Source organism: Patiriisocius sp. (assembly GCF_051252435.1).
Classification (GTDB): Bacteria; Bacteroidota; Bacteroidia; order Flavobacteriales; family Flavobacteriaceae; genus Patiriisocius.
The window spans coordinates 1-26,038 of sequence record NZ_JBPOFW010000011.1 but is presented as its reverse complement, the minus strand read 5'-3'; the positions used below and the strand labels follow the sequence as shown (position 1 = coordinate 26,038).

Genomic DNA, 26,038 nt, shown 5'->3' with positions numbered 1-26,038 from the left:
AGATTAAAAAACCGACTAGCATTAACTGCTGAGTCAGCTTCCTGTCTCTCTCGTCCTCCCGTTGGCCGGTGAGGCGGAGCGCAATCTACAAAAAAATCCGATAATGTCAACATCTCTCTGCTCTTTTCTTCACATTATTTCCAACACCACCACCCCACCACTCATCTTAAACGACTTACCGCTTTAAGTTTTTCTGCTCTTTCTTCTTTCGAACGCTAAACCCAAGCGCAAACCAGCTTCATTTTACAATATCACCACTAAACCAACGCACATTCCCCATTCCCCATTCCCCATTCCCCATTCCCCATTCCCCATTCCCCATTCTCCATTCTCCATTCCCCATTCTCCATTCTCCATTCTCCATTCTCCATTCTCCATTCTCCATTCTCCATTCTCCATTCTCCATTCAGAGCCTCCCCTTAAACGCAAATCACCCCAACTATGTTATCCACAGTCAGGGTGATTAATTGGCAAAGCAGTGTAAAATTTACATACCTTTGCCGAAGAGCATCATATAGATCGTTTTGACCACAATCGTGATATCCAGTGACAGTGAATAGCGCCTCACGTAGTAAAGGTCATAGTTCAACTTCGCTAGTGTGTCGTCATCATTTGCACCATAAGAATAGTTCACTTGAGCCCAACCAGTGATCCCCGGTTTCACGGCATGGCGGAAATGATAAAATGGTAGACGATCTTCATATCCATCCACCAACTCCTTCCATTCAGCTCGCGGTCCTATAAGACTCAGATCCCCCCTCAATACATTCCATAACTGCGGAAGCTCATCTAATCTCGTCTTGCGAATGAAAGATCCGATCGGGGTTAATCTAGAATCATTCTTAGCGGTATACTTGTCTCCTTTTTCTGACCCTACACTCATCGATCTAAACTTGAGAATCATAAAGGGTTTTTCTTGATAGCCCACTCGCTCCTGTTTGAAAATAATAGGCCCAGGACTGGTCATTTTGACGGCAATCGCAGTAATGAGCAGGAACGGACTAGCCAAAACAAACCCTACTAGTGCAGCTAGAATATCCATGCTTCTCTTCACTCGGTCATAAACGAAACTACGGTTCAACCGGAATCCCTCCATTGATGGCCAGTTAATATCAATCTGGCTAGGTGGCTCAATCTTCAATTTATCCGACACAAACTTGCGGTAGGACACCACATTCGACGAACGAAATATAGCTGCCACCAACTGTCGCTGTAAAAGTTTTGGAAGTTTATATTCATTCAGACTGATCACATATTGCTCCACTAACATCCCATCTACCATACTAGGGAAATTCAGGTCATTCATTCTCTCGATAACAGGAGAGCTACAGTCGTCAGGGTCAATATGCTTACCCACTTTCTCCTCATCAAATGTCTTCACTCGAATTTTATACTTATCTCCGCGTTGACTCATCTTTGTATACAAGTCCAGAGCTCTAGTACCAGCTCCCACAATAACAAAGAGGTTCTCACGCTCTAGTTTACTCTGACTATGCCCTAAAATATATCTGTAAAAAATCGACACCACCGGGAAAATTGCAAAAGTCGACGCGACCAGAAGTCGAGAAGAATGCATGTTCACCCCATACGCGATCACCGAATAAATAATGGTAAAGCCGATCACTAACGCCGCTATCGAAGCTATAATATGCTCAGCTATAAAACGCTCTGAAGTCTTGCGCACATTATAATTATACCCCCCCGTAATCCAGACAGATAACACACTAGGAACAATAATCGCAAGCATCACTCGTCTGCTCACCGAAGTGAGCAACTCTACATCATAATAAAACTTCACTAAGCCAGCAAAGATAGCCACAATAATGGCTACATCTAAACAAAGTAAAGTCGAAGAATAATACCTCCGCAGGAGTCTACACGCCCAGTGCCCTCTCGCTTTTTCTTCTAAATTAGTCGTAAAAATCGAGCCTAATATCTTCTCCTCCTGATTGTATCTATTCATTCTATGATAATTGATTTTTTAATTCTATTTTTATACTCGATTTAAAGCATCGTAATATAAGCAAACAGGAGGGTTAAACAGGAGGGCGGAAGGCAGTAGGGAGGAAAGTAAAAAAAGCGGCGCTACATGGAGCATTTTTGTCTGAGTGACAACAGACCAACAGGTAGAAAACAAAACACCCATAAATCCGCCCATCAATGATGCTCCAATATCACCCCAAGCAAAACCTCTCTGAAATGACAGAGGTAATAATGACTGCAACCACTCAACTGCAACAGCAATCACGAGAGCGATAAACAAAGTGTAAAAGACTGAACTAAACCAATGCCTCATGATCAGCACACGCTCAGCTCCTGACTCCACGGGCTGATCACTATCAGCAGAACAAACTCCAGCCCTCTCAAAGTCACTATCACCGCGTCCCAACAGTTGCGTCATAGTGTAAGCGTTGAATAAATAATGCATTAGTGAAAAACTCACCCCCATAATCAATACTCCATGGGCTAATGGCTCTTTTATAACATGCCACAACACGACCGCATTCGTCCGCTCATTCATGGCAGGCAAGAACACCCCCTCTATTTTAGCTAGCCACACACTTGGCATCAAGCAAAGACAGCCAGTAAGTATGACCCAGAATATGATATATCGTTTAGACACCTTTTTTTAATATTATTTACAACGCGACATAACTACATCAGCACGTAATGTGCCAGCTAGCCACCATAATAATTAATAATATTCACTTATCATATTAAAATAATAAACTATTCCGTCACCATTCAAAAAGTTACCTCAAAGCACCCTTCAAAAGCTGCAAGCCTCTATTCCAAAACTTCGCCGGCCAATACAAAGGTGAAATCTTGATCCCATTCTTCACCATCCCACGCTTCAACTGACGGTTTTGTTCTAGGAAATTCTCTCTCTGCCCAGTCGTCCCACCAGAGCGCATCTTGATCAGCAACCATCACACTCAATCTAAGCTTTACATAGCAATGGTATCGCAGGTCTTCTCCTCAAGGCAATCACCCTATTTAATCTCATAAATGGAATTTTAGAAAATGGGTTACAGCCATAGTTTCGTATAACTGTTAGCCAAATTACTTCTATTAAATTTACGTCGACGAGACTTTAGGGGGCTCAATTCGATCTACAAACTCGTGCTTAACAGTAGAGCGCAGAGCATCTCCTAATACATAAGGAGGCTTAAAACCTGAAGTCTGCATCTTTTCAGAGCTAAACACAGTTTCAGCACAGAATTTACGGACGCGGATCCTGCTAATCGGAAACTTCTTTCCAGTAAGTCCAGCGATGATGTCGAAGAATAATCCTCCGCACCAGCCGAACACGAATGGAATTTTAATAGATGAGCTTGCTTTGCGCTCCATTGTCCCGTTCACGTTAGCCACTAGTTCATTCATACTAAAATCTGGCTTATCAATATAGTTATAAGTGTGATTCCCTGCGTCAACATTCAATCCCCATTCGAGGAATGCAACAATATTGCCGACGTAAGCCATCGATTTTTTATTTTTTCCTGAGCCGATCATCATGAATTTACCTGAAGCCAACTGCTTCAAGAGATTGAACACGTTTCCTCTATTTCCTTCGCCGAAAACCACTGTAGGTCGAAGGATAAATATTGAGCGGCTAGAATCATCGGCAAGCCACTGATTATACACATCCTCAGCAAGCAACTTGGTTCGTCCGTATTCATTGAATGGTTTACGTGGTCCATCTTCATCGTACGGAGAATCAGGGAAGCCATAAATAGCCACTGAACTTGTAAAATGAATCTGTTTAATCCCGAGTTCGGCGGCAGCCTCACAGACCAACCTAGAGCCCTCAACGTTTACTTTCTCATAAAGTGAAAGTGGTCTGACATCATCACGATGCTCTGCAGCGAGATTGATGATCGTATCACCACCCGCACAGACACTCAGTAACTGCGATTTATCACAGATGTCGCAATTTATCCATAACTCAGGATATTTCTCACTTTTTACAATATCACCTATGACCACCTCATGCCCTGACTTCAACAGTTCACCAGTTAGCCGAGATCCAATAAACCCGCTTCCTCCTAAAATAATAATTTTTTTCATTTGTTTAATTCATTTAATAACTTTTCATACTTTTCAATCACCGCCTGTCTCGAATACTTTTTAACCGCCGCACGTCGAGCATTTTTGCCTTTTATTGCGAGTTCCTCTAAATCACTGGAAATCTCCAATAAAAGAGACGCAATAGCTTGTGAATCTCCAGGTTCGATTACCCATCCTGCATCTTCCTCCAATACTACCTTTGCAAGTTCCGAATCCTTTCCACACACTGCTAGTATAGGTGTTCCCGCTGCTAATAAGTTGTAGAGCCTTGAAGGCACAGAAACCCCTTCCATGCCCGGATTAAAAGAGATTAAACCTACATCTCCAGAATTTAAACTATCCGCAAGTTCAGAACGATCAAGAAATCCATTGAACATGATATTCGAAAGATCGAGCTCTTTTGCTTTTCTTTCCAATGCAGCTTTGCCGCTGCCCTCACCTACAAACAAAAAATTGATGTCTTTATTGCCGAGATGTTCTGCAATATCAGCCCACTCTGGCAAATTGTGTGTTCTTCCATGATTCCCAGAATAAAGAGCAATAAACTTTTTATTCTGTAAACCCAAAGATCTTAGTAACACTGACTCAGATTTCTTTTGCGGCTGTATCTCATTCACTTCTCCCCAATTCGGAATAATGGAAACTGGAGGGCTTCCTTCGCGACAAAGTTTAGAATCTACCAATTCTTTCATATCCCGACCAAGAGTCACAATATGATCTGATGAGCGGTAGAGCTTCGAGTTAATGAAATTAAATAATCTAAACGGAAGGCCTCCTTGACGCATCATCCCAAGAGGAACAAAAACATCTGGATATACATCATGAACCAGCAAGCAAAACTTAGCACCCTTCAATCGAGCCACTAGCCAGAGGAGATAGGGAGCCATCGGTGGATTGGTCACCACCAGAATCTCGTCACCCCTCTTCACTGTGCGTAGACCTGCGTAAAACAAACCTACACTTACAGATAAGATATTAATTATCTTACCTAGAATTTTGCGAGGATTACATACCACCGACTTAACTCTCCGAATCTTCACTCCATTCCGTATCTCTTCCGCAGGAGCCTTAATGCCTCGCTGATTGTAAGTTGGCTGAGCACAGAGAACTGAAACCTCTCGACCTGATTCGGCAAGACCTTCGGCAATTCCTGTTAAAAAATATCCTGTCGCATTCTGCTCAGGATAATACAATTCTGAGACCACAATTAATTTACACATATAATTTATCAATACTTTTAAATAATTTCATTTTACTTTGAGCTAAAAAAATATTTTCTCCCTAGTGCACGTCTATCCTACTCACTCTCCGATTATAAATAATAGTGATCTATTGATCGGAGTAATTCATTCCCCCAAGCGGCGCCATCACGTCGACATCACGTCGACATCACGTCGACATCTAGCTTAAAACAAGTAACTTAAACAGAACTTGTAATATTAGTCCACTTGTAGCACGTTAATATGTGACCGATGCTTGATCTAATCAAGGCTCAGGAAATCATTTCCTCCTCAATAACCCACACAAGCTGGTTTATCTTCCACACTCCTTACCTAGCTGTAACATTTAATCATTATCTTTGCTACTTCAGCTCAAGCGAGCCGCTCCTGAATAAGATTTATCCACAACATCTCGCCTGAATTATAACAAATCGAAATAATTGTAATTTTCATATTTAAAAAAAACGAATGCACAGAATACGCGGCACAGGAAATTCTAGAGAGTAAGTTCCCTCTACCTCCCTGCAACTAAACTCCTAAAAACTCAAATACAGTAGGGTTCTACAGACTTGAGATCGGCATTATTTTCGAGTGCTGTTTTCCGTGCTGATTCAGATTCGAAAAGATAGAGCGCATAGCCGCCATGACCTCCCCCACAGTATTTTCTGCCTAGGCTTCCCTCGATTTCAGGCAGAGGTTCCATACCTTCTTGAAGCTGAACCTCGTGGTAAACTTGGATGCCTTTGGCAAGTTGGTGAATGTCCTCGTTAAGAACACCCTCACGTGCAAGCTGGGCGGAGCGCTCAATGGTGTCGTAGTCGCGTTCGTTGTCGGCGAAGCTTGGGGTATCGTGTTCACCGTGGGTCCAGAGGATAGCCATTTTGCCCGCTAACATATCGCCATTCCGTTTAAAATCTAGGCAGGGTCGTTGTCCACTACGCCAGACACAGAGGCCCGTTTCGCGAATGACAGCTGGGTCTTGCCAGCCTACCCCTAGATCAAGCTCCGCATCCACACCGTCTTCGCCATTCAGCAGCGCCCAGGCTCCACTGCCTCCAAGACCCGAACGCTTTTCGTATTTCCAATCGCGCAAGCTGACCAGAGGCGAAATAGCACAGTTGACAATATAAGCTCCTTCACGAGCGTGACGCGGCACGTCTAGCCATCCGCCAGCGAAGTCGACACGCAACGGAGATTCAGTCGGAGCCTTAACCCACTTGACGATACCCGAGGTCGACACAGGATCGAATTTCGGCGGAGTCTTGGGCAGCACCCAATAGATGCAACCGACTTGATCGCACAGTGCACGTTTAATGTCGCCGTATTGATCGTCCTCGGTGACAGCGAGGATGTCTGGTTTTGCCTCCAGAAAGTATGTTTTGAAATCGAGCCCGAGATCATGATCCGAGCCTATGATCACCTCGTCCACCATCTTCAAGCCTTCGAGCACCGCTTTTTTGTGCTCATCAGGAATGGATGACCGACGTTGTTTGTGATGCCACAGCACATCCTCAGATGCAAAGCTAACCGTAAGATGGTCGCCCAGCGCACGGGCCTCCTCGAAAAATTGGATATGACCTGCGTGAAGGATATCGTAACAACCTGAGATAAAGATTCGTTTCATGTTAATTTAGTATTGAAAATTAGGATTAAAGATGGATATCTCACTAGGAGGAGGTAAGCTGGTTTGCGTAGCCCTACCGAAGTAGGGGCCTCATGCCACCGCTCTTCCAGATATTTGAAACTTGGAATTTAAATGACAAAACGTTAACCTATGGATAATTTACAGGCTTGCTCACAAGACTACTCCCGTAAGTTCACCCAGTAGAGTATAATCTTACACACACTATCGCCTGTTTAAACAATTTTTAGATCCACTCTTACACACCATAGAGCATTAAACCTTATATCTTACGTTACACTTCATGCTTAATACCACACAGCACGAAGGATGCCTTGTAGCGTTTTTGCTAAATAGTGCATATCTTATATTACGATGACCTAATTTTTTATCTTATTGCACAAAATTTGCCTCCACGGTGCGGAGGTTTCTTGAGCATTAAATCGTGCTTTTTTATCTCTTCATCGCCAAATCGTTTCTTAATAAATCTAGCTGGAACGCCACCCACGATGGAATACGGCTCCACATCCTTGAGTACTAAGGACCCCATACCAATTATCGCCCCCCTGCCTATTGTAACACCAGCACGAATGGAGACATTTGTTCCGATCCACACATCATCTTCAATAATCGTCTCTGGCATTTCAGGCCTCCCAGAAAAATACATTGGAACCCCCACTTGATCATACTTGTGATCAGCTCCAGCAATTGTCACATTCGGAGCAATCATCACGTAATTTCCAGCCTTCACTTTCATACAGATATCAGCTCCCCGGCTTAAAAGAGAAAACTCTCCTAATTCGAAATCTTTAGACACATTACTAGGTGCTATGACTCGGCAGCTAAGAGCCACACCATGAAGATTGTAGCGAATACGAATATATACCATCAAGACACTCCGGACAAACATATAGAAGCCTTCACTTGATCGAACAATTTTAGCTAACATGAAAGGCTCCTATCTAGTACGTCCTTAATAATTTTTGCCTGATTCATCGGATTATAATCTTCATCAATAGGTTTATAACACTCTCTACGCACCTCACACCTATTCATCTCACACCTAGCCAGCCATTTATCAATCATGCAGGTTAAATCCTCTTGATCTCCACGCCTATAAAAATCGCCGTTCACATTAGCTGTAATCGATTCAAACTCTGGCATTTGGGATTTAGACTCATCATGCGTAATGACAGGAGTTCCATACACCAATGAATGCATTGCTGTTAACCCAACATTCCCAGGGGCAACACAAACCGCAGCATGATATATCATTCGTGCCAACAGCTCCTCATCATGACACGCCCCATGAAACTCAACAAAATCATGAATATCTAAACGACTCACTTGCTGCTCTAAAGCATCTAACTCTGGGCCATCTCCAACAAAGAGGCATGCTATGTTTTTCCCTTTTTTTCTGAGTTCGAAAACAGAATTTACCAGCATGTCTAGGCTCTTTACCGCAGTAAGTCTTCCCACAAAAATCAAATAGGGTCTTTCAAGATTTTTAAACTCTGTTCTATTAGGGATCTGCTCACAGTCTCCTTCTATCTTCTTACGCAATTCTAATTGCACCCTATAATCTAGACTATTGTAAATCACGTTTAAGCGTTCAGAAGCAAACCCACGCTTCTCGAGCAACTTTCTAGAGTAATGCCCGTAAAGCAATAAACCATCAGCCCATCGATAAAAAGACTCACGTAGCCATAATTTAAATTTCCCTTCATTGCCGTAGACCCCATGTGTCCAGAAAAACACCTTACCCCCGTGTCGCTTCACAACGGGAACAGCACACCACGTGCTTAAGAAATTAAATTGCCCCAAGAAAATCACCGCATCATATTTCTCTTGGTTCAAATGGCTCAACAGCCCTTTCTGCCACAACCAAAGGCCCCTCCATTTATTCTCAACACGGTGAACATAGCACCCTTGAGCCTCGAGTTCCGTCAGATCTAATATTTTCAGATTGGGAAACTCTGCCTTATCTCCTGAGATCAATGCCAACTCCGCAACATCTCTTAACTCATCGCACAATTCGCTAAGGACAGGCTCGCGGTAGTGTGCAAAGTAGTGATATACTATAGCAACTTTCATAACTTAAGTTTTAGTTCTCCTAGATGCGATCATTCTACCGAAGAACAGGCCGAATAATATAGATTCTGCAGGAATATATAGAAATCTACCATTTAGAAACATAAATAAAATCACTAATACAGAAAAACCTAACACAGCAAGATCTGATCCATAGACCTGACCAGTCAACCAATTCCTACAAAATGCTAGAGATTTATATAACACAAAAAATAAGATTCCAATAGCAACTGGCATTGAAAACACGATGAAAAGTTCATGTAAAGGAAGGTCATTATACCCTCCGCCCTCATTTTTAACTATCATTCCTTGAGGCAATAAGTAATCAGATTCATTAGTATACAGAAGTTTCCAACTATTAAAGCGTATATCATCCTGACTGGCGTCCAAATCCCCTTCAAAAAAAGCATTTGTGCGATCGACAATCCTAAAAATACCCCACTTTGGTAGAATCCCACTTTTTAATAGTTGACTAAAAGTGAAGACTCCAGAAATGCCTGCGACAGTAAGTCCTAGCAACAAACTAATAATGCTTGAAATACTCTTTCCTTTCAGAACAACGCACAATGCACCAAGCAGAGCCACTAGCATCACGGCTATATTAATCCTAAATGCTCCAATGATAGTAATTCCGACAGTTAACACAGCAACTAGTAACAACAACACAATATTCCTTTTCAAGACAGCACATGTAACAGCAATATAAAGGGCCATCAGATTAGTTTTGTAAATGAAATCATGACCAGATTTAAAAAGCGCACCTCCAAAAGTGCCTTTTAACATAAGTAATAGGTCACCAAAAAGAGCTCCCATAGCTAGCGCCAACAAGACATACAAACTTGGCAATCTAAACCGTCTAAAATAGAGAGATAATACTGCTATGTATAAATAACCCCTTATAGAGCCAAGAACACCTCTAACATTACCGCCTTCAACCACAATTCCAAGCATACCTAGAGCAAGCAAAGCAGCACCTGCAATGATTAAATAAAACCCATCGTTTTTTACCAATTCACGCCAGTTCTGCATGATTTGATTTCGATAAATATATAATACAGGTAAAAAACATACTTCCATCACACTGACAGAAGTATATTGAATAATTACATCATTCACAAAAGACGACAATGCAACAAACCCTAAAAGAAAGAAAATTATCATTTTCTTCCAAAATCCAACCTTACTTGGAACGTTCATTCACCCCTCCCTTTCGCTGCTGTCACATAATCTCTGACCTGTTTGTAAAAACTATCTGGACTAGAAATATCAAGGTAATCATTTTTCACATAATATGCCTTGGAGCCCTTCTCGTAATCATTTAAAAATATTTGCATTTTGTCAGCATTAATCCCCTCTAAGGTATACCCAAGACTATTCTTTTTTACCAATTCACCAAGTAAACCCTCACTCGGAGCTACTACAGGCTTACCAAATTGTGCCGCAAAGCCCAACATTCCACTACTTTGACCTACATTCTGGTAGGGTGCTAAAATAAAGTCAGAAATAGAACAAAAATAACCTAACTGGGCATAACTGCAAAATTCATCAAAGAGTTTAATTGCACCAATATCTTTAAGCTGATCAAATCCAGCATAGACCTCCTTCTTGATATCGGGATAGACGCTACCAGCAAGAATAATGCGATACTTCCCTGGTTGTGTTTTGAATAACTTTTCGGCTAACTTCAAAACCTCTAGGGTCCCTTTACGCTGGGTCAACCCACCAAAATGTAATAAGGTGATTCCTTTAAAGTCCTTAATATTTTCTACATCTCGCACTTTGATAGGTATAAAAGGATCAGGTAGAAATTGAAACTTTTTGGTAATAAAGATGCGGTTGAACCAATCAGCCGACCTAAGATCGTTAAGCAAAAATAGTGACTTTACGCAGGGCCGCAGCCTAAGAGCTAAAAAGGTTAATAAGCCTCTTAACTTATAGATAATGCCTTCTTCAGTTCTCGTGTGAATATTATAGATTACTCCGCTCACACGTGCTTTAACTCCCAAAAGAACGATAAGTGGCATAAAATACATCAAAGATATCAAAAAAAGGGAACTTGCATTTTCTTGTCTAATATAAGCATCCACTATGCGCTTCTTTTTCCGTAGGTGTGAGGTAGCGCCTAATTGGAATAAAGCGGTTTCCTCAGCCGAGAGTATAACTATTCGTGCCAGATCAATACTTTCCCATATCAAGCCTCCTTGCTTAGGGTTAAACTCATTACCTACGACAAAACAAATATCATCAAGATTCCCCGCCTTACAATACCCCTCGTATAGATGATGCATATACTCCAAGCGATGTCCTCTCAGATCAGGCTCAAAAACTAACAAACTCATAATTTCTTCACCCTTCTAATAATTATAGATAAACACCTTTTTAACGTATTTTTTAAATCTGCTAATGTTGATGGGTACATTCTCTGCATCCAGTAGGCGGTCCTACTTTCTTCTTCCCAAGAACAATCGCATGAATAATTCTCAACACGTATGAGCTGAATACCTTCACCATCTCTACCATAAATCAAGTTTAGTTCGAGAGGGTAAAAATTATCTGCAAAATTCATTACCGAATTTTGTTTCCTCCCTCTACATAATAAATATTTTTTTGAATCCAAATCTTGTGGCTTGAGACCTGACAGATTAACTACATAGTCATAAGACTCAAGCTCAGGTAATAAAGAGTTCAAGTATTCAGGCTTGGGCTGATAAAAACAGTCATACGCGGGCATGATCCCCCCCCTAAACTTGAATTCTTTAGAAGGTTTATGATCATAGCTTAATGCCACTTGTGTCACTGGCACCATATTTCCAGAATGGTTTACTCCATTCACTCCCATATTTGTTGTAAAAGCAACGTGAGGATAATACACATAGCGCTGGGTATCCGACAAATAAGCTATAAAATACTTCTTCCAGGAACTCTCAGGCCATTGTTTCACATATTTGGGTATGTTGGCATGTTGCAAAGTCTCTTCACTCGAAGTATCATACCACTCTCTAAAGCGCCTCCATTGCTGACGTGACCAATATTGCCCCCATGAACAAGCCCATTGTAGCAGATAGCCATCAGCTTCGTTCTTAAGAGGAAAGAACCGATCCATTTGTAGCTCATCATAGGCATAAGAATACAGGGCTAACTGCGCCACTGTGCTATCTTCAGCAAATTTCTCCGCGGCAGCCAAAATATAATCATAAAAACCCGGAGCAACAGTAAGGTCATCCTCTAACACTATAACACCCTCATAGTCAGCCGTTAAGTCGCCGCAGAATAATACATTTTGCCTAAGCCCAATATTTTCTTCATGCAGAACAACGCGTTTTTCACCAAAAGGCCATTGATATTTCTGAACAAAATCAGCCACATCCTCTTGGCCAGAATAGTCCACACTGAAGACAAGGTCAGCACCACTTGTGCTACCATTGTAATTTGCAAGCTCTAGACTACTTAATAGACTCTGCAAACACTTTAATCTCTTGTAACAAGGAATTACTATCGCAATCATAACTCGGAAAATACCTGCTGCCACATCGCTTTGGATCGATCCTTCATTTCCAATGCGACTCTCTGAATATTAGCAACCACTGTATCATCCTCGCATCGATAAATCATACTTTCATCAACCTTCGCGGTTTGCAAGCTTTCAACATTTTTTGAAAGACCGTATTCCGTTAGTAGCATCTCGTATTTATGATTCCACGAGGTAGCAATGACAGGTACACCTTGTGATAGAGCACTAACACAGCCATGAAACCGTGATGACATGACATACTTGCCTTTGCCAATAATTGTTTTAATCAATATCGGGTCCCATGTAGAAAATACATCTGTCACGCTACAATCCTTTGCTAACTTCAAACACAGTTCATGATCAGGCTCTCCTTCATGATTTAAAATCAGTACCTTCTCTCCCCTATTCTTACAGTTATTCACAAAATTACATAAGTATTCGTAGTATATTGCTGAGACAGCAGCACTGGTTTTATCGAACATTCTCCCATTAGGAATAACAACGACATAACCTGTATATTTCTCAGCGATTGGCGAATTTTTATAACCAGAGATTAAATTGGTGAAATCCGGTGCCACTTCCACTTTAGATGGGGCATCGACAATCGACCTTAGATGCTCAGCGGACACCTCCTCCCTAGCATAGCAGATTTCAGCGACACCCACAATCTCGCTTACAGCTTCAGCTACTTCCTTGTTTTCAAAAGGCCCAAAAGCCTGGGGAAGCATGATGATTTTCTTACCTTGAGCTCTGTAAGCTTTGTAACGCTTAGCAACTTTGCGGGCTATATTAGCTCCCCATTTATCTGTATAACGTAAACCCGACGCATCAATAACAATATCTACATCTCTCGTTTTAGTAATACCAAAAGTATCAAGAAGTTTGTAAGGTAACAAATTGATCAACTTATCAAGTTCAAAACCCTTCACGGTAAAATGTCCTAATTGCGAAATGTTTTGATAACCCAATAATCTATAACTCGACCTATATCCTTGCCTCGGATAACAACAGACATCTACTTCATGCCCATAATGAGCTTGAAATTGCTGCGCCACAGCGTAAAGCATTAACTCAGCTCCTTTATTTGGAAAACCTATACCTTCTACTTGAATCTTCATGTTTAATTATATTTAATAATGTTTTCTTATTTTTTTCCCAGTAACTTTTTATGTGAATGCGAAATTCCCTCAGTAGATTTACCCAACTGAATTCAACATGATGCTTCGTTCACATTCTTGTTCATCTAGAATCTTCTCTATTTTATTTTCTAATCGAAAATATCAGGCCTCTAATAGGCCTGTGGCTCAAACCAATCGTTTCTACGCCATACATGAAAGTTATCGCACAGAATGAGGCGTTTTTCTCTCGTATTAGCAAAAGCTTTTAATTTCCCAACAATAACAACAATCCTCGAAAATTGATGGTTTCAATTCCGTGTATTACTATTGCTGATAGCCTTCATTCGAAATTGTAAGTTCGCAGCTGCGATAATGATTTTTTTGTAGAATTCGCTACCATGCCTTCAGGATCAGGATAGCCCAGCGCGATCAGCATTACTGGCCGTTCGTCCGGATCAAGTTGGAGCAAATCAGCCATTTTCTTTTCTTTTTCTTCAATATCCGGCCAGTTCACACAACACGATGATAGACCAAGTGTTTCGAGCGACAAAATGAACCCCATCACTGCTAGAGACGCATCGATGTAAATCAGGTGGCGATCTCGCTCCTCAAAATAATGACGTTGTTGACCAGTAACTACAGCAACAGTAGGAACTTGATGTCCATATCCAGCTAATCCGAACGGTATATTAATCAACTTTTGAACAAGTTCGGGGTCATCAAAAAAACGGAACATGAATGGTTGACGGTTGCACGCACTTGGTGCTTGGACGGCCACTTCTAGAGCCCTGTCGAGGAGGTCTCGCTCAACTGATTTCGGTAGAAACCATCGGACAGATCGCCGTTGTTTCGCGAGTGCACGTAGTGCTTCAAATGTAACTGGAGGCGTATTTGATAAATCCCTGAGATATGGCGTCCGGCTTTCCGTTTGTGAAGAATTTTGACAGAAGGGCTTGAAACGTTGCTGCTCACTTTTCAATACTTCCACACCGCTATGAATGTCAAAGTACTTGGATAGAACGTCATTACCCCATTGAAGCTCGACGGGATCAACACCACCATCATTCTGGGCTTCTGAGCCAGTGATGTAGGCATCCAACGTTTCCCCAATGTAATCCAGTGCAAAAGGAATACGACGAGGCTTCATCAAAATGCCCTTTTCCAACCTATGCACGTTGCGTCGAAGAAGAGCCATAGTTCCCTCGGGCTTTTTTAACGAACGATAGTAGGCTGAACGACCCGCGAGGAAGGAATGTTGCTCGCGATTGAACGAACAGTTGATCAATGTGTAGTGAAGCTTTGCCCAGATGTTATTTCTTACTGCGATCGCAGCAGAGTACGATCTTATCCGAAGAAATACACCACGAATTACGCGGATGGGCAAAGTCTGTATTGGTATAATTTTGAGCATGATGGTTTAATGTAAATATTTTTTATGCTTGTCTTTGCTTCAACTGAACCAGAACTCTATAAAGCTGCATTATTGAAGCCCTCCCTGACGCAAAAATCGCACTGGTGATTAGATATAACGTCGCAAAAACGAATCCAATTAAAGACAATTGGGCAAAAGGTTTTAATTCATGGACTCCTCCACGGGTTGAAAGAAACTGTGACACCAAAGCAGCGACTATACTTGCGAATACTGGAACTAATATCGGCCCGAAAAAGTCACGTGGACTTAACGGTGTATTTTTGAATGCAAATAGCAACGATGGGTAGAGTGTTATGTAGTTGACGATTGCATACGAAGTCGCAATCCCGATTACGCCCCATCTTATACCAATCAAAAAACCTACACAGACACACACTGCATTAAAAATCCCCCAGAGTAAGTAACGCTGACCATGTCCACACGACAACAACACATTACCACGCAATCCAGCGACAGGTTGAATGAATCCAGTGATAGCAAGCAGTGAGAAAATTGGTGTTACCCCACTCCATTCCTTACCCAATGTCAATTCAATTAAGGGTGCTGCCGATATGAAAAGGAACGCAGTAAGGGGCATTGAACCCAATGCCATCAAATGAGTAATCTTTCGATAGTATTTCTTATAGTCTTCCGGTTGTTCTTTAAGGCGACTCATTGCAGGAAAAGCGACTGCATTGATCGGGTTTCGTATCGCAGTAATGGGTAGCATTAACAGTTGATATGCTCGAGAATACAAACCCAGCATTTCAGATCCCAGAAATTTACCGATTAATACTTTATCCAGATTCCTATGGAAATAGTTCACCAGATCAAAAGCTGTCACATTGGCACCAAATCCAAGCATCGACTTAATCCCCGCTCCTCGTGTATACCATCCAGGCCTAAATGGTGACATAATAAATAACAACACCGTAGTAGCTAGAGCTCCCGCTAGGTTTCCCCAGACTAAAGACCAATAGGAAAACTCATAAAGAGCTAACAGCACTGACGTAACAAGCGTAACTAAAGCTCCTATGATGGTAGCGACGGCTTTCCGTCCAAACTGCATATTACGGACCAGTCGTGCGCCGTGCTGCGTGCCAAGCGAGCCTATGAGAAAACTTGCAGAAAGTGTTACCGTGACCCATAACAAGTCTGGCTTACCGTAAAACCAAACCACAAGAGGTGATAACGAAGCTACAATGATCGTCAATATTAACCCCATTGCAACATTTAGCCAAAACAAGTTACTTTGCTGCGCCTTTGTCAGATCCTTTTTCTGAATGGCTGCTGAAGACAGCCCCAAATCGCGAAATAAGCCAGCAAACGCCGTAACAGCCATCACCATCGCCATAACACCATAATCTTCGGGTGACAAAATACGTGCCAGAACTACTGTGGAGATAAGCTGTATCCCAATGGAGGCACTCTGCGAGGCCATCGTAAGCATGCCACCTCGTATTGATTTCTTCTTAAGATCCGCCATATCCACAACCTCATCCGTTACCAGATTTTTGTGCGTGGAGTCCCCTTCTATTACTTTCATGAATGGTATATATTATAGATTATAACAGTAATTTTAGGTTTGCTTAAGAATACTTAAATTCATCACTTGCAGTCGATGCAATCAATTGCTCCCCGTTACTTTTTTACTCAGTTACTTAACAGGTCAATTACTCATGGATTGGAATTCTCAATAAAAAGCTATAGAGTAATTCTCCTATTCACCTTGCCCAATACCTGTGGCTTCAAAACCGATTTTACGTAGCGCTTCGAGATCGAGCAGGTTGCGGCCATCAAAGAGGAAAGCAGGCAACTCCATGCCATCGTGGATGCGTTGGAAATCGAGGGCTTTGAATTCATCCCACTCGGTGAGAATCAAAATCGCATGTGCGTCCTTGGTTGCAGTGTAAGCATCGTCACAGACGGTGACCGATGTGTCTTCAGCACTGAGGTCTAGATCATAGCGGATTTGGCTTTCGGAGACTTCTGGATCGTAAATTGTCAGCTCAGCGTTTTCACCTAGCAGGTCCTTACAGACATAGATGGCAGCGGATTCACGGGTGTCATTGGTATCTTTCTTGAAGGCAAAACCGAGCACGGCAATCTTCTTGCCAGCGACTGTATTGAACATCGATGAAATAACTCTGCTGCCGAAACGGCGTTTTTGGTAATCGTTCATTTCGATGACACCATTCCAGTACTTTGCCACTTCTGGTAGACCGAAGTGTTCGCAGAGATACACCAGATTTAAAATGTCCTTTTGGAAACAAGATCCGCCAAAACCAACGGATGACTTGAGGAACTTGGGTCCAATGCGACTGTCAGTGCCGACAGCATGCGCGACTTCATCGACATTGGCTCCAGTAGCCTCGCACAGGGCGGAAATCGCATTGATAGAAGAGATTCGCTGTGCCAAGAAGGCATTGGCAGTGAGCTTAGAAAGCTCGGACGACCACAAGTTCGTGGTCAGGATTTTCTCACGGGGAACCCACTCAGCGTAGACATCGACAAGAGTTTGAATGGCTTCGAGTCCAGCAGGTGTCTGATCACCACCGATCAATACGCGGTCCGGGTTTTCAAGGTCGGAGACGGCTGTGCCCTCAGCGAGGAATTCTGGGTTAGAAAGAATTTGGAAATTACGTCCGTTGGAGTTGGCTTCCAAGATGCGTTTGATCGATGCCGCGGTGCGCACTGGCAGGGTGGACTTCTCGACGACGATTTTATCATCTTCAGCGACGGCAGCAATTTGTCGGGCGCATTTCTCGATAAAGGTAAGATCGGCAGCACGGCCGACTCCCATACCGTAGGTCTTGGTAGGCGTATTGACTGAGATGAAAATGATATCTGCTTCACGTATAGCGGTATCTACCTCAGTGCTGAAGAACAAATTCTTGCCGCGTGCCTGCTTGACGATCTCATCGAGACCAGGTTCAAAGATCGGTAAGGTGTCTGAATTCCAGGCATCGATGCGTGCTTGATTAATATCCACCACGGTAACAATGTGTTTGTCACTCTTGTGGGCGATCATGGCCATGGTAGGCCCACCGACATATCCGGCTCCAATACAGCAAATTTTCATATTATCTTTCTAGTTTTGTTCGTTATTAATGTTAGAGAATTTTTCTATAAACTGGCAGCTATTTCATGCTACTGCGCAGGTAGATCTTAAACGCCGATATCGCCCAAGGAGCTAGGCTAAGACCGTAGTCATTTATGGAACCAGTTCACCAGCATCTGAACTTGTTAGCTTATAGTAACCATTACAGCTTGTTACGCTGCCGCCCTTGGTCGATTTCCCTCCTAGGAAAAAACCTTTAAATTCTGACAATCATTGTGAGTTATCACCATTGCGTCTGATAGGAGGATTAGGAGGTATTCCGTTAAGACTAAATTCGTAGAACTTAGAGGTGCCGCCGAGGAATGGTCGACTTATTGGCTGGGGAGAAATTTCCTAAGGTAGATCTATTGATCTACATGGAAGGTATATCGTTTATTTTTTGATTCTTTGATTCTTTGATTACATATCTGAATAGTGACGGTCAGCCATTGGGTTGTGACTTATTTGTTTCCATCCGAATAAGATTCACCATATTCACCGTAGCCCTTGTATCCATAGTATCCGTAGCCCTTTGCTTTAGATTTGATGCCGTTAATGACAAAGCCTGCGAGACTTCCGCCACTCTTCGATAATAGTTCTTTTGCTCGTATCATGGCACCCCCTGGAGTCTTATGCGCCAATGCCACTAGAATCGTATCGTCTACAAATTTGGCAATCACACGCGTATCACTCACCGGCAAGACTGGGGCACTGTCGATGATAATTCTGTCATAGCTCTGTTTCAACTTAGCTATCAACGCACTAAGTTCCTCTTCATGGAGTAGCTCCGCAGGATTTGGTACTTTAGCTCCCGAGAGAATCACATCCAGGTTTTCAATCGAGGATGACTGAATCACACTTTCAAGAGGTTTCTGACCAGAGAGCACATCAACAATGCCGATACTTGCATCAAGCTGGGTAAACATGCCACTAACCTTAGGTTTCCTTAGATCCAAATCAATGATCACTGTCTTCTCCTTGTTTAAGGCAAAAGCTGCGGCAGTTTCCACGGAAACCGAAGTTTTGCCCTCTGACGGGGCAGCACTGCAAAAGAGAATCGATTGATGGCGCTCTTTCTTCCCTAATAGCACAATAGAGGTGCGTAGGTTACGTAAGGCCTCAGCATTCATAGAGGATGGATCCGATATTAACAATGAATTCCATACACCATTGGTTGGTCTACCAAATTTCGAGTCCTGCATCACAGCTGCTAAGCAGCTTAACCCTGACACTTCTTCTCCAGTTTGCACATCATGGATCTTGTAATCTAGCATCGCTAGAAAGTAGGCAATTCCTACACCACACATTAAGCCAACTATAGCCCCTGCAAATGGTATTATCTTTCTTCCGCTAGGGGTTAAATATGCTTTCTCGACTATCTTAAGGTCATCAAAGGTATTTTGTTGCGCCATTCCTAGCTCCGCGAGACGCTGCGTAGTGGCTTGATACGAAGCAGATTGTTGATCAACGGTAGTTTTCAGGAAAGATGAGCGCGCTGACAGTGAGCTCTGAGCAAGTGCAAACCAATCATCTGCCGCTGTATAACTCTCTTCGTCGTCTTGTGTCATGACTACTTCTAAAGCTTTCAATTCAGCCGCAATACTTTCCCAGTATTCTTGCTCTGAGGGCACTACAACCACTCGATTGATTTCACGAGCGAAGTTTGTAAGAAGATCCTTATGAGCTCCTTCCGCATGTTGACGCTTGGGGTGCAAAGATTTGTAGCGCTGACGTAGCTGAACTACCTCTTCTCGTGATTCCTTCACTTTGTTACTTAATTCGAGAGCCTGAGTGTATACTTGAAAAGATTTCTCAGCTTCTCGCAAGTCCGCCTTAGATACATTGCTCTCCTTGGCGAGAATTCCACGCACTTTACTGTTGCCGCCAGACTTTAAGTTAGACTCCATTTGCACAAAGACACGGGCAAAGGCATCGGCGATGACTTTCGCCGTCTTTTCTTTAGGATGGATGACTGCTACCCTAATGAGTGTTGTATTCCTTTCATTAGAAACCTCTGCACATTTAGTGATATACTCAGCTAGTTCAACTTTTGTAACTGAATTTGCAGTTGAGAAAGTCAGTTCCTCTTCACTACGCATGTAGACAGGCTTCAAGCTAGCTTTAGGTGGAATCATCTCCGTAATAGCCTGTACCACTGGATCAGCCACTACAGCGTTCAACACTTCAGGGCCAGACATCTTGGCTACAATCGTAGCTAAGAGTGTGTCTACTTTAGTTTGATCTGTCTCTAGATCATCACCGATGATCTTCATATCCTTTTGATTCACCTCTATCACAGCCACAGCGGTCACTGTATCAAGTTTCGTAGATTGATAATACAATCCTGCTGTGGCTCCTAAGACTAAGAAAATCACAGCAAGCCACCATTTGGATAGCGTGCGCTTTATTACTCCGCTCTTGAACGAGCTTGCCACTTTGTCTTCATCGTCGTATTCCTCGAAATCGCCGAATGGATCAGTTGATTGTTTCATTATAAATTGGTAACATTAGGGAGAGATGAAGGGATAGATATCTCATATTAGATCAACATCAAGCACCATCTCTCGAAAATATAAATATAAACTATAATACATTATAATACAAGTTATAGCGTCACTAGATTGAATCACTGGATTTCATATAGAATAGAATGAAAAGTAGGCTATTAGAATCGGCTTTCTTTCACTAAAACAATATCCCCAGGTTTGAGATAAAACATCGAACGTTTGCCTGCTTGAATATCTTTAATGCTGATAATAGCTTGGCCTCCGTCACGACGGACAGCTACTTCTTTTTTATTGGCGATACGAGTAAAATCACCGGCTAACGCAATCGCAGTCACAATATCCAAACCACCTTGTTTCGGAAAACTCACCGTCCCAGGCTTATTCACGTTTCCAGCAATGGTCACTGTTGAGCTCTTAAGCGTGTTTTCTTTCACCAAAACAAAATCGCCCGGCCGCAAACTAAAGTTTTTGCCAGAGCTTGAAGAAGTGCTAGAAAGATCGATTCCGATCTGCCTGCCATCACGAGAGACAACCACAGAGTTCTTATTTGCTTTTTCACTGAAGTCACCTGCTAGAGCGATTGCGATGAGCACATTAAGGTTCCCTTCTTTTGGGTAATCTATCGCACCTGGAGAGTTGACATTGCCAGCCACTGTCACAATGGACTTACTTAAAGATAATCTTCTAATAGTCACCGAGTCACCATGAGTAAGTGTATGCGTGGAATGTTTATCCATAGAAGCCGTTTTAAGCTCACCTTTAATCGTTCTGATAATAATCTTAGAACGATCTGCATCTTCCCCCAGACCACCAGCTTGAGCTATCGCAGCACCAAGATCTAGTAGCCCTTCTTTAGGAAAATTAATCGTACCTGGTCTCTTTACATCGCCAGACACTATAACCCACTTCTCAGCATAATCCTCAACACTTAAACTTACCCTAGGATTCACAAGGTAATCTTTGCCGTATAAATCTTTGATCTTATTTTCTGCCTCTTTAACGGTTAATCCCTGTAGCTTAACGCTACCGATCAGCGGAAATGAGATTTCTCCTGATTTACCTATCTGGGCAGCGGTTAACAGATCTTCTTCCATATAAACTTCCATTTTTATCTGGTCGTCTAGGCGTAGAAAATACGAAGACTCTTGCGCTACCGCCATCGATAATAGCGTGATATATGCAAGAATAAGCTGGAGTGGGTTGTTCATAGCTTTGGCTTTACTGGTTAGTTGCCATCTGTGCCAGCCTCATTAATCGCAGCAGCATCTTTTGCAGCTCCAGCGACATCAGTTAACACAGCATTTACTGCCGCATTTACTGCTGCGGCTGCATCCGCAGGGGTGCCTGGTGTCGTGGTAGTAGATCCATCTGACGCTGTGACAGTAGTTGATACAACACCTGTAGCGGCATTCGTAGTAGTAACTGAAGTTTGCAGTACTGCACCAGTAGCGCTTTTAGAAACTACAGTGACAGTTGAGTTTCCGTCAGCATCAACTGTTACCGTCGTAGTCGTGACTACCCCTGTAGACGACGTCTCAACGGAAGTCCCGCCTGTAACATCAATCACCACAGTCGATCCATCTGCCTTAACAACAGAGACACTAGATGGCGAAAGTGAAGCCGCAGCACCCTGAATAGCTGCTGGAGCAATAGAGCTTAAGCTGACTGCAGAGGTGACATTAATCACCACTTCAGCAGAACTTCCATCTGCTCTTGTCGTAGATGCGGTAACAGCTGCACCTGCTGGCAAACTAACACCTACAGCACCTGGTGGGATAACAGCACTGCTACCTGGGGCTATAGACACTGTCTGACCATTGTAAGTGTAAGTAACGGGAGCCGATCCTGCAGGAACAGCCACACTCACAGAAGTTGAGTCAACTGCCTCTGCAGCCACAGCTTGCTGAGCATTTGCGACATCAACAAAAGTCAACGAGGAGGCTGCACATATTGCAGCCATGGTGAATAATGATAATTTAGATTTCATAGTAATATAGTATAATTTAGTTATAATTAGGTGAGTAGATAGTTAATTAGAACTTCTTTTCTAAACCTAGAGCAAATGTCGTGCCATTTGATTCACGTGAAGCGTCTTCTGACTCATTTAATAGGTAGGATAGTGTAGCTGAAGCAGCTAGATCATCTGAGACCTCTAGGTCAGCACCGATGCGGAAAGTGTAGTAATCGGCATTTCTCGCACTAAAAGCTGTGCCGTCTACCGAAAAATAATCATCATACTCATAAGTGAGGGCTCCTTTAAGCTTCAACTTATCAGTTGCTGCATGGGTTAAAGATAACGCTCCACCTGTAGCATCATACGCAAGACCTGGATCACTAAATGATGCCGTCACTCTGCTATAAACACTCGCGCTTAAATCGGTTTTACCTGTGAGCTCGTATTCAACAGCAAGTTCAAGCTCTGGATTAGTCTGAGTATTTCCTGCTCCTGAAAAGGTTCTACGCTCAACACCGACGAAGCCGATCAAGGTAGTCTTAGCACCGATACTGTAATCAGCATCAACACCGAGAGACAAACCAGTCTGAGAAGCATTACGATCAACAAACACACGCTCTGCTGCTACATAAGGACCAACTTTAGTCTTCGACCCAATTTCATACAACCACGCTAATCGAGCATCGTATTGCTCGGTATCAAACAATGCAGCTTTCTCATACTTATCAATCTTCACTCCGAAACCAAAATCAAGAGTCGTTTTGCCTGTTAGGTCATACTCTACTCCAAAATCCAGGCCATAGAGAGTCTTAGATACTGTATCGGAAATAAAACGATCTGCATTTTCCGACTTAGCTGCAAAAACATTGGTTCTAAACGTTGTTTTAGGGAGAGTATTCAGCATTGAGAAATTAAAATTATGCTCTAAGTTACTCTGTCCTGAATTATCCATATACGCCTCATAAGTAGGTGTATAAGAAAGAGCTAGACGCTGTTCATCATCTTCAGGCCCGCTAGAGAATTCAAGAGGAACTCCAAACCTTAAAATCAAGTCAGATTCCTCATCATCTTTTGAAAGGAAGATATTATTATTGTATTCTGCTTCCAAATTAATTCCATAGGTAAAATTCTCAAATAAATTTAACCCTTTTTGCTTAGCTCCAAAGCCTTCTAGAAGAAAATCATTGGCACTTTGCTCTATCGGATTAAATACGTCTGCACCTACAGCGAACAACGGACTTCCACATATAAGCATTAATATACTTAATCTAGTATTCATTATATTTTTTTTCATATCAATTTCAATGGCGTTAGATTGCAATTTCGACACCATCTATTATAACAAATATAGTTTCTGTCAATTTATATAGCGTGATTTTTTTAACAAGTTTCATTCATGAAATATTAGTTGCGAGCTAGATTAAAAAGTTTACAAAGATCGGCAGAGTAATTGCACAAAAACTACCCTCAAAACACACTCATCATCATGGATAAACGTCAATTCACATTGATTTCACTAGTCATCACCATTTGCCTTGGCCCCCTTATAGCTGGTTCCTACTACGACAGCTGGAGATACCCAATGCTGATCAGCCTATACTTATTTCTCATAATCAGCTTACCTAGCAGCATCGCAAGAATATCGAGCGCCCCAGTCCAGCTCAAATTACTACTCTTCGTCACCATCGCCATTATTACCCAAGGCGTATGGATGCTAGCTAATTATAAATTCATCTTTATTGAAGATTCGATAGTAGATAATATTTACCACCGTTGGCAGCTGTTACCCAATAAAGACCAACTACTTCCTCACTCACCTGGCGCTATATCACAATCTGAGGCGGTTGATCGATTGACCTCAATCATTCCGACTCTGTTAGCTACCTTATCTATCGCAATTCTCACTTACTTCAAACGCCTTAAATTCCAATCCATTCTTATAGCGATTTTCTGGACTACCGTAGCAGTAGCCCTATTAGGAATTTCTCAGCGTCTCTCAGGAGCGACTGGCTCTTACTGGCTAGACACCTTCAGCTTCCCAAGCAGGCAACTATTCTTTGGCACCTATCGCAGTCCAGCAATCGCCTGTTGCCTACTTAATTTATCTTTAGCGATAGGACTCTCACACCTCCTTGCCACTGCCAGAAAGTGCATCAGATCTCGTAAATCTAAGCCATCTAAAGTAATCGCGATCGCATTTGGTAATATTTTAATAGCCTGCGGCTCGATCCAATCAGGATCAAAAGCTGGAGCTGTATTTACCATTATCACCCTTATAGTATGGTTGACGTGGAACTATTCAGCAAGCTGGAAGACTATTAGGCAATTCCGTGAACTCCTACCTGGATCTAGCCCTACCGAAAAAAATATCATCCTAACAGCTTTGACAGCGATAATCCTCATCCTCAGTATCGCCGTCGCAGGAACGGTTATTAATCGTTGGGCTGACGCTCAAGAATCGAACTACAATACAATAGAAGCCAGAAAGTCTATCAACGAGACTCAACTCAAGATGATTCAAGATCCAGACTGGGGAGCATTAGGCTTCGGCCCTGGTTCCTTTTACCCTCTTTACCCCTACTACAAAACAGAAGCAGAGGAGAAATCACACCAATTCTACGCCCACAATGACCACCTCCAGACATTAGTTGAGTGGGGCTGGTTAGGCGGCTCCTTATTATATTTCATCTATGGAGGAGCTCTATTTCTACTCCTAAAAAACATTCTTCGGAATCCAAGCAAATTCAGCAAACAAGAAATCTATTACCAAAAAGGCATGACAATCGGCCTAGTCATCATTTCGCTGCATGCACTAATCGACTTCCCCTTTCAGATCGAATCCATCGCATTGATCACAGAATGCCTAATAGCAATCGCATGGGGCCTAAAGCCGCGATCATCAGCTAGTAAACAAACCTAACGACATGCATAACAACTCCCATCTAAAGCCCCCTAAAACTTAGATCCTTTCACATAAAAAAGTTCGTTTGATTTGATTCAGTAGAAGAATTTCCTAGATCAAGACGCTATGAGACGGTGATGTGGCCATCGAAGTCGAAGAGTAACACAGAGTTTGGAAGTCTAAGGAAAAATCACCTTAAGTAAAATTAAAGACGTTTACACCTCTAGAGCAAAAACTTACCTCTAGCAAAGTTCACTAGAATACGATTCTTACATTCTCTATAGGAGAATTTCATACCAAGCACAGGGACAGGCAAAGCCACATCCCTGTCTCTCGCCATCCAACCCATGTGTTCTCTGAAGGAGAACTTTATGCTCCATCAACCCAAGTCCCCCATCATGCTGGCCCCCGATCACTGCTAACCGATTACCGCTAACTGGGCTTTTTTTGTTAGCAACGCGAACATCGAGTAGGGAGCGGGGTCACCCCCTAACTCCCTCTCACACCACCTGCCATACGGTTCCGTAGCAAGGCG

At 42.5% G+C, this 26,038-nt stretch carries 19 protein-coding genes and 1 pseudogene; 1 reads left to right on the top strand and 19 read right to left on the bottom strand.

Features of this window, described 5'->3' with window-relative positions:
* Positions 1 to 238 precede the first annotated feature (238 nt).
* From ACSHW7_RS15590 to ACSHW7_RS15500, 19 genes and pseudogenes are all read right to left on the bottom strand, one after another.
* On the bottom strand, positions 239 to 406 hold the full coding sequence (locus ACSHW7_RS15590) for a hypothetical protein (protein ID WP_435680297.1): 168 nt from the start codon (positions 404 to 406) through the stop codon (positions 239 to 241).
* Positions 407 to 487: 81 nt separating this feature from the next.
* On the bottom strand, positions 488 to 1,963 hold the full coding sequence (locus tag ACSHW7_RS15585; RefSeq protein WP_435680296.1) for a sugar transferase: 1,476 nt from the start codon (positions 1,961 to 1,963) through the stop codon (positions 488 to 490).
* 30 nt (positions 1,964 to 1,993) lie between these two features.
* Positions 1,994 to 2,560, bottom strand: coding sequence for a hypothetical protein (locus tag ACSHW7_RS15580; RefSeq protein WP_435680295.1), 567 nt, complete (start codon positions 2,558 to 2,560; stop codon positions 1,994 to 1,996).
* 518 nt (positions 2,561 to 3,078) lie between these two features.
* Positions 3,079 to 4,068, bottom strand: coding sequence for an NAD-dependent epimerase/dehydratase family protein (locus ACSHW7_RS15575; protein ID WP_435680294.1), 990 nt, complete (start codon positions 4,066 to 4,068; stop codon positions 3,079 to 3,081).
* On the bottom strand, positions 4,065 to 5,288 hold the full coding sequence (locus tag ACSHW7_RS15570; RefSeq protein WP_435680293.1) for a glycosyltransferase family 4 protein: 1,224 nt from the start codon (positions 5,286 to 5,288) through the stop codon (positions 4,065 to 4,067). Before ACSHW7_RS15570 ends, ACSHW7_RS15575 begins: the two co-directional genes overlap by 4 nt.
* 544 nt (positions 5,289 to 5,832) lie before the next feature.
* The gene (locus ACSHW7_RS15565) at positions 5,833 to 6,912 is read right to left on the bottom strand and encodes an adenylyltransferase/cytidyltransferase family protein (protein WP_435680292.1); all 1,080 of its coding nucleotides are present in this window, start codon (positions 6,910 to 6,912) and stop codon (positions 5,833 to 5,835) included.
* 451 nt (positions 6,913 to 7,363) lie between these two features.
* Positions 7,364 to 7,546 (bottom strand): annotated as a pseudogene (locus tag ACSHW7_RS15560) (DapH/DapD/GlmU-related protein); the annotation flags it as partial.
* A gap of 305 nt (positions 7,547 to 7,851) precedes the next feature.
* Positions 7,852 to 9,003: a glycosyltransferase gene (locus ACSHW7_RS15555; protein WP_435680291.1), complete on the bottom strand. Its 1,152-nt coding sequence runs from the start codon at positions 9,001 to 9,003 to the stop codon at positions 7,852 to 7,854.
* Between the two features lie 3 nt (positions 9,004 to 9,006).
* Positions 9,007 to 10,197, bottom strand: coding sequence for a hypothetical protein (locus tag ACSHW7_RS15550; protein WP_435680290.1), 1,191 nt, complete (start codon positions 10,195 to 10,197; stop codon positions 9,007 to 9,009).
* Positions 10,194 to 11,339, bottom strand: a complete 1,146-nt coding sequence (locus ACSHW7_RS15545) for a hypothetical protein (RefSeq protein WP_435680289.1) — start codon at positions 11,337 to 11,339, stop codon at positions 10,194 to 10,196. The genes ACSHW7_RS15550 and ACSHW7_RS15545 overlap by 4 nt, the downstream gene beginning before the upstream one ends.
* Entirely contained in the window at positions 11,336 to 12,529 is a 1,194-nt protein-coding gene (locus ACSHW7_RS15540; protein ID WP_435680288.1) for a glycosyltransferase, read from the bottom strand. Before ACSHW7_RS15540 ends, ACSHW7_RS15545 begins: the two co-directional genes overlap by 4 nt.
* Entirely contained in the window at positions 12,502 to 13,629 is a 1,128-nt protein-coding gene (locus ACSHW7_RS15535) for a polysaccharide pyruvyl transferase family protein (RefSeq protein ID WP_435680287.1), read from the bottom strand. Before ACSHW7_RS15535 ends, ACSHW7_RS15540 begins: the two co-directional genes overlap by 28 nt.
* Positions 13,630 to 13,969: 340 nt before the next feature.
* Entirely contained in the window at positions 13,970 to 15,040 is a 1,071-nt protein-coding gene (locus tag ACSHW7_RS15530) for a nitroreductase family protein (protein WP_435680286.1), read from the bottom strand.
* A gap of 22 nt (positions 15,041 to 15,062) precedes the next feature.
* Complete coding sequence (locus ACSHW7_RS15525; protein WP_435680285.1) at positions 15,063 to 16,586, bottom strand: lipopolysaccharide biosynthesis protein; 1,524 nt, start codon at positions 16,584 to 16,586, stop codon at positions 15,063 to 15,065.
* 174 nt (positions 16,587 to 16,760) lie between these two features.
* The gene (locus tag ACSHW7_RS15520) at positions 16,761 to 18,122 is read right to left on the bottom strand and encodes a UDP-glucose 6-dehydrogenase (protein ID WP_435680284.1); all 1,362 of its coding nucleotides are present in this window, start codon (positions 18,120 to 18,122) and stop codon (positions 16,761 to 16,763) included.
* Between the two features lie 479 nt (positions 18,123 to 18,601).
* Positions 18,602 to 20,632, bottom strand: coding sequence for a polysaccharide biosynthesis tyrosine autokinase (locus tag ACSHW7_RS15515; protein WP_435680283.1), 2,031 nt, complete (start codon positions 20,630 to 20,632; stop codon positions 18,602 to 18,604).
* Positions 20,633 to 20,805: 173 nt separating this feature from the next.
* Positions 20,806 to 21,855 (bottom strand): SLBB domain-containing protein, encoded by a 1,050-nt coding sequence (locus tag ACSHW7_RS15510; protein ID WP_435680282.1) that lies wholly within the window; start codon positions 21,853 to 21,855, stop codon positions 20,806 to 20,808.
* A 17-nt stretch (positions 21,856 to 21,872) separates the two neighbouring features.
* A complete protein-coding gene (locus ACSHW7_RS15505) occupies positions 21,873 to 22,544 on the bottom strand; it encodes a hypothetical protein (RefSeq protein ID WP_435680281.1) in 672 nt (223 codons plus the stop codon).
* Positions 22,545 to 22,680: 136 nt separating this feature from the next.
* Positions 22,681 to 23,895 (bottom strand): hypothetical protein, encoded by a 1,215-nt coding sequence (locus ACSHW7_RS15500; protein ID WP_435680280.1) that lies wholly within the window; start codon positions 23,893 to 23,895, stop codon positions 22,681 to 22,683.
* Between the two features lie 192 nt (positions 23,896 to 24,087).
* Here ACSHW7_RS15500 and ACSHW7_RS15495 point away from each other — a divergent pair, with 192 nt between their 5' ends.
* Positions 24,088 to 25,521 carry an O-antigen ligase family protein gene (locus ACSHW7_RS15495; protein ID WP_435680279.1) on the top strand — a complete coding sequence of 478 codons (1,434 nt, stop codon included), beginning with the start codon at positions 24,088 to 24,090 and terminating at the stop codon, positions 25,519 to 25,521.
* The last annotated feature ends 517 nt before the right edge of the window (positions 25,522 to 26,038 follow it).

Coding starts and splice junctions, on each gene's coding strand:
- ACSHW7_RS15515 (WP_435680283.1), bottom strand. CDS start 20,632: ATGAAACAATCAACTGATCCATTCGGCGATTTCGAGGAATACGACGAT.
- ACSHW7_RS15525 (WP_435680285.1), bottom strand. CDS start 16,586: ATGAAAGTAATAGAAGGGGACTCCACGCACAAAAATCTGGTAACGGAT.
- ACSHW7_RS15585 (WP_435680296.1), bottom strand. CDS start 1,963: ATGAATAGATACAATCAGGAGGAGAAGATATTAGGCTCGATTTTTACG.
- ACSHW7_RS15545 (WP_435680289.1), bottom strand. CDS start 11,339: ATGAGTTTGTTAGTTTTTGAGCCTGATCTGAGAGGACATCGCTTGGAG.
- ACSHW7_RS15565 (WP_435680292.1), bottom strand. CDS start 6,912: ATGAAACGAATCTTTATCTCAGGTTGTTACGATATCCTTCACGCAGGT.
- ACSHW7_RS15520 (WP_435680284.1), bottom strand. CDS start 18,122: ATGAAAATTTGCTGTATTGGAGCCGGATATGTCGGTGGGCCTACCATG.
- ACSHW7_RS15535 (WP_435680287.1), bottom strand. CDS start 13,629: ATGAAGATTCAAGTAGAAGGTATAGGTTTTCCAAATAAAGGAGCTGAG.
- ACSHW7_RS15575 (WP_435680294.1), bottom strand. CDS start 4,068: ATGAAAAAAATTATTATTTTAGGAGGAAGCGGGTTTATTGGATCTCGG.
- ACSHW7_RS15555 (WP_435680291.1), bottom strand. CDS start 9,003: ATGAAAGTTGCTATAGTATATCACTACTTTGCACACTACCGCGAGCCT.
- ACSHW7_RS15495 (WP_435680279.1), top strand. CDS start 24,088: ATGGATAAACGTCAATTCACATTGATTTCACTAGTCATCACCATTTGC.
- ACSHW7_RS15590 (WP_435680297.1), bottom strand. CDS start 406: ATGGAGAATGGAGAATGGAGAATGGAGAATGGAGAATGGAGAATGGAG.
- ACSHW7_RS15570 (WP_435680293.1), bottom strand. CDS start 5,288: ATGTGTAAATTAATTGTGGTCTCAGAATTGTATTATCCTGAGCAGAAT.
- ACSHW7_RS15510 (WP_435680282.1), bottom strand. CDS start 21,855: ATGAACAACCCACTCCAGCTTATTCTTGCATATATCACGCTATTATCG.
- ACSHW7_RS15550 (WP_435680290.1), bottom strand. CDS start 10,197: ATGAACGTTCCAAGTAAGGTTGGATTTTGGAAGAAAATGATAATTTTC.
- ACSHW7_RS15500 (WP_435680280.1), bottom strand. CDS start 23,895: ATGAAAAAAAATATAATGAATACTAGATTAAGTATATTAATGCTTATA.
- ACSHW7_RS15530 (WP_435680286.1), bottom strand. CDS start 15,040: ATGCTCAAAATTATACCAATACAGACTTTGCCCATCCGCGTAATTCGT.